Here is a 10821-nt window from a genome sequence, read left to right on the forward strand (position 1 = left end):
GGTACGCGCCGCGGGTCCGGGATGCCGGCCCCGCGGCGGCTTCACGTCAGGCTTGCAGCATCAGAACCGGAACGTCACGCCCGCCATCGGGCCGTGCACCTTGAGCTGGGCGCTGCCGGTGCCGGCGTAGTCGATGTCGGCCAGGCCGGCCTCGGCCGGTGGCACGATGGTCCCGGCGAACCGGTCGCGGAGCTTCAGCCGGAACCAGTCGTAGCCGACGTGCACGCCGAGGCGTTCGGTCACCAGGTATTCGACGACCACGCCGGCACGCTCGAAGTGGCCGTCCTCGTCGACGAAGTCGCCCCAGTCGGTGTCCAGGTACTGGCCCTCGAAATCCACGCGCCAGCGATCGGCCGGGCGCCAGGTCAGCCGCGTGTGGACGGCGGGACTCCAGCCCGAGACCTCGTCGCGCATGCGCGCGGAGCCGGCGTCGATTTCGTCGGTCCCCGTCCAGGCGGCGTCGGCGATCGTCTCGAGGTCGACGTGGGTCGCGCCCAGCCCCAGGCCCCATTCCAGGGCCGGCGTGGCCACGATCGCGTACTCGTAGTGCAGCGACGCCATCGCGAACTTGATCCGGCCGGAGGCATCCACCGCCGGCAGCGTGATCGGGTTGCCCGGCGGGGGGCCGGGGTTGGTGATGCCGCCGCCGAAGCTCCAGGCATCGTCGTTCTCGTAATCGTAGTAGCTGGCGCCGATCGACTGGCGGTCGGTGATGCGGACGTTGAGGGCGCCGCGGGGGCGCCAGTCGTCGCCGGTATCGAGCGTGGCGGCGTCGGAGAAGGTCACGGTGTCGGTGCCGTCGCTGGCCTGGCCATCGACGCCGAGGCGCAGGTCGGCGCCCGGGTTGAAGGCGCTCAGGCGCAGCGTGAAGCGGTCGTCGCGCTCATTGCCGTCCTGGGCGAACGCAGGTGACGCGATGGCCGCCAGTGCCACGGTGAGGGCGGCGTGTTGCAGGGTTTTGATGGAAGTGCGGTGATGCGCGCAGGTCATTTTGGGGGCCTTCGCTGTTGGGGGGCGTGCAGTGTCGAACGCCAACCGGTGGCAAACGCGTGAAAACGCTGCGGCGGTTTGTCGCTGCGGCGCCGGCCGGCATCGGGCGTCATGTCACGTCTCGTGACAGCCTATGCTGTCGTCCGCATCCGGTCGCACAACGGGGATCCGCCCATGGTGTTCCGCATTTCGCTGCTGCTGGTCGTGGCCCTGGCGGTGATCGCCGGGTTTGCGCCCGGTCCGTTCGGCACGCTGACCTCCGCGGCACTGACCGCGGTGATCGGCCATGCCGGCTGGCTGTACCTGCTGATCGTGTTCCTCACGCTCGTGTTCCTGGCCTACCTGGCGTTCGGGCCCTTTGCGCGACTTCGCATCGGCGGGCGTGACGCGGAGCCCGAGTTTTCCGGCTTGGCCTGGCTGTCGATGCTGTTCGCCGCGGGCATGGGCATCGGCCTGGTGTTCTGGGGTGCCGCAGAGCCGGTCTCGCACCTGGTGAACCCGCCGGAAGGCCTGCCGTCGGGCAGCCCGCAGGCCGCCCGCGCAGCCATGCGCTACACCTTCTTCCACTGGGGACTGCACCCGTGGGCGATCTACGCGCTGATGGGCCTGGCGATCGCCTGGTTCCAGTACAACCGCGGCGGCCGCGGCCTGATCAGCGACCTGCTGCAGCCGCTGATCGGCGACCGCCACCTGGGCTGGATCGGCACGCTGGTCAACATCGTCGCGGTGGTGGCCACCGCCATCGGCGTGGCCACCACGCTGGGCTTCGGCACCATGCAGATCAGCGCCGGCATGGCGCGCGTGTTCGGCCTGCCCACCGGCCTGGGCATGCAGCTGGCGGTGATCGGCGCGTGCTTCGTGCTGTACATGGCCTCCAGCGCCAGCGGCGTGGACCGCGGCATCAAATGGCTGTCGACCTTCAACCTGATCCTTGCCGGCGTGCTCCTGCTGGCGGTGGCCCTGCTCGGTCCCACGGGCTTCATCTTCGAGATCTTCACCACCTCGCTGGGCAGCTACTTCGACCACCTCATCGAGATGAGCCTGCGCATGGCGCCGTTCTCCGAAAGCACCTGGGTGGCCGACTGGACGATTTTCTACTGGGCCTGGTGGATCTCGTGGTCGCCTTTCGTCGGCTCCTTCATCGCCCGCGTCTCCTACGGCCGCAGCGTGCGCGAGTTCGTGCTGGGGGTGGTCGCGGTGCCGAGCCTGCTCGGCTTCGCCTGGTTCGCCACCTTCGGCGGCGCCGCGCTGTGGGGGCAGATGTTCGGCGGCGGGGACATGGCGGGAGCGCTGGCGCAGGGCTACGAGACCGTGCTGTTCAGCATGTACGCCGGCCTGCCGTTCGCGCAGCTGCTGTCCGGCGTGACCATCCTGCTGCTGGTGATCTTCTTCATCACCTCGGCGGACTCCGCGGTGCTGGTGCTTGGATTGATGTCCGGCGAAACCGCTGGCGATCCCCCCCTGTCGCGCAAGTTCGCCTGGGGCATCGCCATCGCCCTGATCGCCGCGGCCATGCTCATGGCCGGTGGGCTGGAAGCGCTGCAGACGCTGATCACCGTGGCCGCGCTGCCGTTCGCGCTGCTGATGATCGGCGTGATGGTGGGCCTGCAGCGCGTGCTGGGCGTCGAGGCAATGCGTGAAAAGGCGGAAGAGCGCCGCGCCCGCCGTGCGATCGAGGAGTGGATCGCGCGCGACCGCGAGCGGGAGCCCGGCGCCTGACAAGTCGAAGCCCCGGGGAGTCCGGGGCTTCTGCAGGGCCTGCGTGGATCGACGAGGGGAGAGCGCACGCAGGCCGCGCACAGGGTCAGACAGCGGGATCGCGAAAAGGTTTCGCCCGGCAGCCGTCGCGTTCAGCCGCCCCGGGCTTGGGCGTGGACCTGCCGTCCCGGGGCTCCTTGACACCCCGTTCAGCCGCCCGACTTCTCCCATTGGCCCCGGCCCCGATTCGACTGCTATAATTCCGGGGCTAGACGGGGCCAGTTTGTTTGGCCGGCTCCCGCACCACACCCAAGGACGCCATGTTGAATCCCCTTGCCGCAGGTTCGCGGCTGGTGCGGCGCACGATCACCTGGCAGGTGGTCGCGGTCGCCGCGCTGGCGCTTGCGCTGCTCGCGAAGGGATCCGCGTGGTCGCTGGGCGCGGTGGCAGGAGGGGCGGCCATCGCCGCGGGCGGCGCGCTGTACGGCGTGCTGGCGCTCGGTGGAGGGATCGCACCGGCCACCGGCGCGCTTGCGCGCATGGTGCTGGGGCTGCTGGCGAAGTGGGTGGTGGTGATCGCGGTGCTGGTGGTCGCGATCGGCGTGGTGCGGCTGCCGCCCCTCGCAGTGATCGGGGGCGTGATCGTCGCCCTGGTGGCACAGGTGCTGGCCATGGCCAGCGGACATCGAAACGGGAATCCTTGAAATGGCGGCTGCGGCGGACCTTACCCCCACCAGCTACATCCAGCACCACCTGCAGAACCTGACCGCGTCGGTTGGCGAGGGGTCGTTCATGACCCTGCACGTCGACACCCTGGTCAGCTCGGTGGCGATGGGCCTGCTGATCACCTTCCTGTTCTGGATCGCCACCCGCCGCGCCACCGCGGGCGTGCCCGGGAAGTGGCAGGCCTTCGTCGAGATCATGCTCGAATTCGTCGACCGCCAGGCGCGGGACACGTACCACGGGACCAGCAAGCTGGTGACGCCGATCGCGATCACCCTGTTCTTCTGGATCCTGCTGATGAACATGCTGAAGTTCATCCCGGCGGACTTCTTCGCCATCCCGCTTGCATGGGTGGGCGTGGAGTACTGGAAGCCGGTGCCGACGGCCGACGTCAACGCCACGCTTGGCATGTCGATCAGCGTGTTCTTCCTGATGCTGTTCTTCGCCCTGCGCTCCAAGGGCCTGGGCGGCTTCACGAAGGAATTCCTGACCGCGCCCTTCGGCAAGTGGATGATGCCGTTCAACCTCATCCTCAACATCGTCGAGTGGATCTCGAAGCCGGTTTCGCTGGCGATGCGACTGTTCGGCAACATGTTCGGCGGCGAGATCGTGTTCCTGCTGATCTGGGTGCTTGGCGGTGCCAGCATCATCGGCATGCTCGGCGGCGCGGTGTTCGGCCTGGGCTGGATGATCTTCCACATCCTGGTGGTCCCGCTGCAGGCCTTCATCTTCATGATGCTGTCGATCGTCTACCTGAGCCTGTCGGAAGACAGCCACTGACTTCCCGGCTCCAGTTCCCGGTTCCAGTTCAAGTTCAGGTTTTTCAGCTCCAACTCCAGCTCCACCCCAACCCTTTCGTCCAACCCTCAAAGCACCACGCCCGGAGATAACCATGGAAACCATCCTCACCACGCTTGCCCAGGTCCAGGCCTTCACTGCCCTCGGTATCGGCATCATGGTCGGCCTCGCCGCGCTCGGCGCCGGTCTCGGCCTCGCCATCATGTCCGGCAAGTTCCTCGAGTCGGCCGCGCGCCAGCCCGAGCTGATCCCGGTGCTGCAGGTCCGCATGTTCATCACCGCCGGCCTGATCGACGCCGCGTTCATCATCTCGGTCGCCGTCGGCCTGCTGTTCGCGTTCGCCAGCCCGTTCATCGGCCCGTGGACCGACGCCCTGGCGCAGCTGGCCGGCTGATCGCCTCGCCGCGCACGGCACGGGCGGCACCCGCCGCCCGCGCCCCGCAGCAAGGCCGGCATGCGCCCCGCATGCCCCGACCAACACGACAGGCACTGCCATGAACATCAATCTCACCCTGATCGCCCAAGCGCTTTCGTTCGCTGCGCTGATCTGGCTGATCGCCACCTTCGTCTGGCCGCCGCTGCTCAAGGCCATCGAAGAGCGCCAGCAGAAGATCGCCGAGGGCCTCGCCGCCGCCGACAACAGCCAGCGCGCGCTTGCGCAGGCCCAGGACAAGGCGGGCGAGGAGCTCAAGGTCGCGCGCAGCAAGGCCAACGAGATCATCGACCAGGCGCACCAGCGCGCCAACCAGATCGTCGAGGCCGCGCGCGTGGAAGCGCAGACCGAGTCGATCCGGCAGAAGGCGCTGTTCGACGCTGAAATCGAAGCCTCGGCCAACCGTGCCCGCGAGGACCTGCGCCGCCAGGTGTCCGCGCTCGCCGTGGCCGGTGCCGAGAAGCTCTTGAAGCGTGAGATCGACGCCAACGCCCACAAGGCGCTGCTCGACGAACTCGCCGCGGAGATCTGAGTCCGATGAGCCAGGAGATCACCCTCGCCCGACCCTACGCCCGCGCCGCCTTCGGGATCGCGCGCGACGGAGGCGATTTCGCGGGCTGGTCGCAGGCGCTGGCGTTCTCCGCCCGCGTCGCGGCCGATCCGCAGGTCGCGCCGCTGCTGGGCCACCCGTCGCTCACCGACGCCGACGCGGTCACGCTGCTGGCACCCGCGGCCGCGACGGCGGAACAGCGCAGCTTCCTCGCACTCCTGGCCAGCAACGGTCGCCTGGCCCAGCTGCCGGAAATCGCGGGCCTGTACGAAGACCTGCGCGCCGAAGCCGAACGCATCGTGCGCGCGACGGTGACCTCGGCGGCCGAGCTCCCGGAAGCCGAGATGGCCGCTATCCGCGCCGCGCTGGAGCGTCGTTTCGGCACTGCGGTCGAAGTTGAAACCGCGATCGACGCCGCGCTCATCGGCGGTGCGGTGATCAGCGCCGGGGACGTCGTCATCGATGGTTCGCTGCGCGGCAAGCTCGGCCGCCTGCAGACGGCACTGAACCAGTAAACAGGGCCGTTGCGGTCCGGCGATGGCCGGCGCGACGCCACCACAAGATCCACTTACCGCGCACCACCCGCTGGCGCGCACCGAGGAACCGGAAATGGCAAGCACCCAGCTCAACCCCTCTGAAATCAGCGAACTGATCAAGAGCCGCATCGAGACGGTCAAGCTGGCCGCCGAAGCGCGCAACGAGGGCACGGTCACCTCCGTGTCCGACGGCATCGTGCGCATCTACGGCCTGGCCGACGTGATGCAGGGCGAAATGATCGAGCTGCCCAACGACACCTTCGCGCTCGCGCTGAACCTCGAGCGCGACTCGGTCGGTGCCGTGGTGCTCGGCGACTACGAACACCTGCGCGAGGGCGACGTGGCCAAGACCACCGGCCGCATCCTCGAAGTGCCGGTGGGCCCGGAGATGCTGGGCCGCGTGGTCAACGCGCTCGGCGAGCCGATCGACGGCAAGGGCCCGATCGGCGCCAAGCTGTCCGCCCCGGTGGAGCGCGTGGCGCCTGGCGTGATCTGGCGCAAGTCGGTCGACCAGCCGGTGCAGACCGGCTACAAGTCGGTCGACGCGATGATCCCGATCGGCCGCGGCCAGCGTGAACTGATCATCGGCGACCGCCAGACCGGCAAGACCGCGATGGCCATCGACGCGGTGATCAACCAGAAGAGCACCGGCATCAAGTGCGTGTACGTCGCCATCGGCCAGAAGGCCTCGACGGTCGCGAACATCGTGCGCAAGCTGGAAGAGAACGGCGCCCTGGCGCACACCGTCGTCGTCGCCGCCACGGCGTCGGAATCGGCGGCGATGCAGTACATCAGCGCCTACTCCGGCTGCACCATGGGCGAGTACTTCATGGACCGCGGCGAAGACGCGCTGATCGTGTACGACGACCTGTCGAAGCAGGCCGTGGCCTACCGCCAGATCTCGCTGCTGCTGCGCCGCCCGCCGGGCCGCGAAGCCTATCCGGGCGACGTGTTCTACCTGCACTCCCGCCTGCTCGAGCGCGCCGCGCGCGTGTCCGAGGAGTACGTGGAGCAGTTCACCAAGGGTGAAGTGAAGGGCCAGACCGGCAGCCTGACCGCGCTGCCGATCATCGAGACCCAGGCCGGCGACGTTTCGGCGTTCGTTCCGACCAACGTGATCTCGATCACCGACGGCCAGATCTTCCTCGAGACCGACCTGTTCAACGCCGGCATCCGCCCGGCCGTGAACGCCGGCATCTCGGTGTCGCGCGTGGGTGGCTCGGCGCAGACCAAGATCATCAAGAAGCTGTCGGGCGGCATCCGCATCTCGCTGGCGCAGTACCGCGAGCTTGCGGCGTTCGCGCAGTTCGCCTCCGACCTCGACGACGCCACGCGCAAGCAGCTCGAGCGCGGCCAGCGCGTCACCGAGCTGATGAAGCAGAAGCAGTACCAGCCGATGTCGATCGCCCACCAGGCGCTGTCGATCTACGCGGTCAACGAGGGCTTCCTCGACGACGTGGCGGTCAACAAGATCGGCGCCTTCGAGGAAGGCTTGCACGCGCATTTCGACAATACCGCCGGCGAGCTGGTTTCCAAGGTCAACGGCAGCGGCGCCTGGAACGACGAGATCGAAGCGGCGTTCAAGAAGGGCATCGAAGACTTCAAGGCGACCGGTTCCTGGTGAGGCGTACCAGGGATGCGGGGTCGCCCGACCCCGGTCCCCGGACAGCAGCATCCAGCACCCCGTAGCGAGCAGAGCGAGCGAAGACATGGCCGGCGGCAGAGAAATCAAAACCAAGATCAAGAGCGTGCAGAACACCCGCAAGGTGACGCGCGCGCTCGAAATGGTCTCGGCCTCGAAGATCCGCAAGGCGCAGGAGCGGATGAAGGCATCGCGCCCCTACGCGCGCGCGATGAGGCAGCTGATCGGCCACCTGGCACAGGCGAATACCGACTACCGGCATCCGTTCCTGGTCGAGCGGCCCGAGATCAAGCGCGTCGGCTACGTCATTGTTTCGTCCGATCGCGGCCTGGCCGGCGGCCTCAACAACAACCTGTTCCGCAAGCTGCTGGGCGAGATCCGGCAGTGGCACGAGAAGGGCGTCGAGGTCGACGTGGTCACCATCGGCCAGAAGGCGACGGTGTTCTTCCGCCGCCTGAAGGTGGACATGCTGGCCAGCGTCACCCACCTGGGCGACAACCCGGAGGTCGAGCAGCTGATCGGCATCGTCAAGGTGATGATCGACGGCTTCATCGAAGGCCGCCAGGACCGCGTGTTCGTGGTCTACAACGACTTCGTCAACACGATGACCCAGCGCGCGGCCTTCGACCAGCTGCTGCCGCTGCCGCCGTCGGACGAGCAGCTGGTGACCCATGACTGGGACTACCTGTACGAACCCGACGCCGAGACCGTGCTCGAGCACGTGCTGACCCGCTACATCGAGTCGCTGGTGTACCAGGCGGTGATGGAAAACATCGCCTCCGAGCACGCCGCGCGCATGGTCGCGATGAAGGCGGCCAGCGACAACGCGAACAAGCTGATCGACACGCTCAACCTGGTCTACAACAAGGCCCGGCAGGCGGCGATCACGCAGGAAATTTCCGAGATCGTCGGCGGCGCGGCGGCGGTCTGATCCATACATGCATGTGGGAGGGGCCAGGTGGCCCGGTCCCGACCAATCGCGGCCATGGCCGCTCCCACAAACAGAAAAAACAGCGAGTTCCAGAGGACTTAAGTGATGAGCAACCAGGGCAAGATCGTTCAGATCATCGGCGCGGTCGTCGACGTGGAGTTCCCGCGCAGCGAAGTGCCGAAGGTGTACGACGCACTGAAGGTCGAAGGCACCGAAATCACGCTTGAAGTGCAGCAGCAGCTCGGCGACGGCATCGTGCGCACCATCGCGCTCGGTTCGACCGACGGCCTGAAGCGCAACCTCATGGCCAACAACACCGGCAAGGGCATCTCGGTGCCGGTCGGCAAGGGCACCCTGGGCCGCATCATGGACGTCCTCGGTCGCCCGATCGACGAGGCCGGCAGCATCGAGGCGTCGGCCGAGTGGGAAATCCACCGCGACGCGCCGAGCTACGAAGAGCAGGCCGCGGCCAACGAGCTGCTTGAGACCGGCATCAAGGTCATCGACCTGATGTGCCCGTTCGCCAAGGGCGGCAAGGTCGGCCTGTTCGGCGGCGCCGGCGTCGGCAAGACCGTCAACATGATGGAGCTCATCAACAACATCGCCAAGGCGCACGAAGGCCTGTCGGTGTTCGCGGGCGTGGGCGAGCGTACCCGCGAGGGCAACGACTTCTACCACGAGATGAAGGACTCCAACGTCCTCGACAAGGTGGCGATGGTCTATGGCCAGATGAACGAGCCGCCGGGCAACCGCCTGCGCGTCGCGCTCACCGGCCTGACCATGGCCGAGTACTTCCGCGACGAGAAGGACGAGTCGGGCCGCGGCCGCGACGTGCTGTTCTTCGTCGACAACATCTACCGCTACACCCTGGCCGGCACCGAGGTTTCGGCGCTGCTCGGCCGCATGCCGTCGGCGGTGGGCTACCAGCCGACCCTGGCCGAGGAAATGGGCGTGCTGCAGGAGCGCATCACCTCGACCAAGACCGGCTCGATCACCTCGATCCAGGCCGTGTACGTGCCCGCGGACGACTACACCGACCCGTCGCCGGCGACCACCTTCGCCCACCTCGACTCCACGGTCGCGCTGTCGCGCAGCATCGCTTCGCTGGGCATCTACCCGGCGGTCGATCCGCTGGACTCGACCTCGCGCATGATGGATCCGAACGTGATCGGCAACGAGCACTACGACACCGCGCGCCGCGTGCAGATGACGCTCCAGAAGTACAAGGAGCTGAAGGACATCATCGCGATCCTCGGCATGGACGAGCTGTCGGAAGAAGACAAGCAGGCCGTGTCGCGCGCGCGCAAGATCGAGCGCTTCTTCTCGCAGCCCTTCCACGTGGCCGAAGTGTTCACCGGCTCGCCGGGCAAGTACGTGCCGCTGAAGGAAACCATCCGCGGCTTCAAGGGCATCGTCGACGGCGAGTACGACCACCTGCCGGAGCAGGCCTTCTACATGGTCGGCAGCATCGACGAAGCGGTCGAGAAGGCCGCGAAGATGGCCGAAAAGGCCTGAGGCAGGTAAGCACCCATGACCACCATCCGTTGCGACATCGTCAGTGCCGAGGCCGAGATCTTCCGCGGCGAGGCCACCATGGTGGTGGTCACCGGTGAGCTGGGCGAGCTCGGCATCGCGCCGCGCCACGCGCCGCTCATCACCCGCCTGAAGCCGGGCAAGGTCGTGGTCACCCAGGCCAACGGCGAGAAGCTCGACTTCGCCATCAGCGGCGGCATCCTCGAGGTGCAGCCGCAGGTGGTGACGATCCTGGCCGACACCGCGATCCGCGCCGACGAGATCGACGAGGCCGCGGTGCGTAAGGTCAAGGAAGAAGCCGAGCGCGTGCTCGCCGGCCGCGGCGAGGCGATGGACATCGCCGAAGCCCAGCAGAAGATGGCCGAAGTCGCGGCGCAGCTGCAGGCGCTGGAGCGCCTGCGCAAGAACCTGAAGCACTGACGGCAGGCAAGACGCCGCGCCCGGGGCCATGGCCTCGGTGAAAGAGCCCCGCACCCATGCGGGGCTTTTTTTTGGGCCTTCTCCCAACCAAGGCTCGCACGCCACCCGGGGCCAATCCCGTGGAACGGCGCCTCCCAACCCTGTGGGAGCGGCGCCTCCCCCAGCCTGTGGGAGCGGCTACAGCCGCGATCGACGACAGCGCGGGACCAATTTTTGCGTCAGGAGCAGCTCCGTCCTGATTCTGGCTGCCCGTGCCGCGCATTTCTCCGTTGTAGTCCGCGCAGCCCGTCCCGTGCACAGGGGGTGTGCTGCGCCGGCCGTCTCCGCGTCCTGCTCCCAGCGGCCGGGCGCCGGCCATCCATGGCCGGCTCTCCGCACACCCCCTGTGCACGGGACGGGCCGTGGCGTTTCTTGGCTTCGGGATGGAGATCAAGAGCGGGCGCGCGCTCGCGGATCGTGGCCGTGGTGTGACGTGGCGTGACCGTGCCGCTGATCCGGTGACGACCACCCGGTTGCGACATCTGCGTCGATGTTGCCCTCGTCCACCACCGCGCAAAAGGTCCGGGC

The 10821-nt window shown here is 67.7% G+C and carries 11 protein-coding genes; 10 read left to right on the top strand and 1 reads right to left on the bottom strand.

The window, feature by feature from the left end; translation table 11 throughout:
• Window positions 1-60: 60 nt before the first annotated feature.
• On the bottom strand, window positions 61-933 hold the full coding sequence (locus WCD84_RS12725) for a hypothetical protein (protein WP_343256083.1): 873 nt from the start codon (window positions 931-933) through the stop codon (window positions 61-63).
• 231 nt (window positions 934-1164) lie between these two features.
• Here WCD84_RS12725 and WCD84_RS12730 point away from each other — a divergent pair, with 231 nt between their 5' ends.
• From WCD84_RS12730 to WCD84_RS12775, 10 genes are all read left to right on the top strand, one after another.
• Entirely contained in the window at window positions 1165-2709 is a 1545-nt protein-coding gene (locus tag WCD84_RS12730; RefSeq protein WP_343281589.1) for a BCCT family transporter, read from the top strand.
• 299 nt (window positions 2710-3008) lie between these two features.
• Complete coding sequence (locus WCD84_RS12735) at window positions 3009-3392, top strand: hypothetical protein (protein ID WP_343256081.1); 384 nt, start codon at window positions 3009-3011, stop codon at window positions 3390-3392.
• Window position 3393: 1 nt separating this feature from the next.
• Window positions 3394-4191, top strand: a complete 798-nt coding sequence (atpB, locus tag WCD84_RS12740) for a F0F1 ATP synthase subunit A (protein ID WP_343277281.1) — start codon at window positions 3394-3396, stop codon at window positions 4189-4191.
• Between the two features lie 112 nt (window positions 4192-4303).
• Complete coding sequence (gene atpE / locus WCD84_RS12745; RefSeq protein ID WP_343256079.1) at window positions 4304-4603, top strand: F0F1 ATP synthase subunit C; 300 nt, start codon at window positions 4304-4306, stop codon at window positions 4601-4603.
• A 100-nt stretch (window positions 4604-4703) separates the two neighbouring features.
• Window positions 4704-5174, top strand: a complete 471-nt coding sequence (locus WCD84_RS12750) for a F0F1 ATP synthase subunit B (protein WP_343256078.1) — start codon at window positions 4704-4706, stop codon at window positions 5172-5174.
• A 5-nt stretch (window positions 5175-5179) separates the two neighbouring features.
• Window positions 5180-5707, top strand: a complete 528-nt coding sequence (locus WCD84_RS12755; protein ID WP_343256077.1) for a F0F1 ATP synthase subunit delta — start codon at window positions 5180-5182, stop codon at window positions 5705-5707.
• Between the two features lie 94 nt (window positions 5708-5801).
• Window positions 5802-7352, top strand: a complete 1551-nt coding sequence (atpA, locus tag WCD84_RS12760; RefSeq protein WP_343256076.1) for a F0F1 ATP synthase subunit alpha — start codon at window positions 5802-5804, stop codon at window positions 7350-7352.
• 85 nt (window positions 7353-7437) lie between these two features.
• Window positions 7438-8301, top strand: coding sequence for a F0F1 ATP synthase subunit gamma (atpG, locus tag WCD84_RS12765; protein WP_343279598.1), 864 nt, complete (start codon window positions 7438-7440; stop codon window positions 8299-8301).
• A gap of 105 nt (window positions 8302-8406) precedes the next feature.
• Entirely contained in the window at window positions 8407-9816 is a 1410-nt protein-coding gene (gene atpD / locus WCD84_RS12770; RefSeq protein ID WP_343279597.1) for a F0F1 ATP synthase subunit beta, read from the top strand.
• A 15-nt stretch (window positions 9817-9831) separates the two neighbouring features.
• Window positions 9832-10254 (top strand): F0F1 ATP synthase subunit epsilon, encoded by a 423-nt coding sequence (locus tag WCD84_RS12775; protein WP_343256073.1) that lies wholly within the window; start codon window positions 9832-9834, stop codon window positions 10252-10254.
• Window positions 10255-10821 lie beyond the last annotated feature (567 nt).

The organism is Luteimonas changyuni, from assembly GCF_039548395.1.
In the GTDB taxonomy this organism is placed as follows: Bacteria; Pseudomonadota; Gammaproteobacteria; order Xanthomonadales; family Xanthomonadaceae; genus Luteimonas.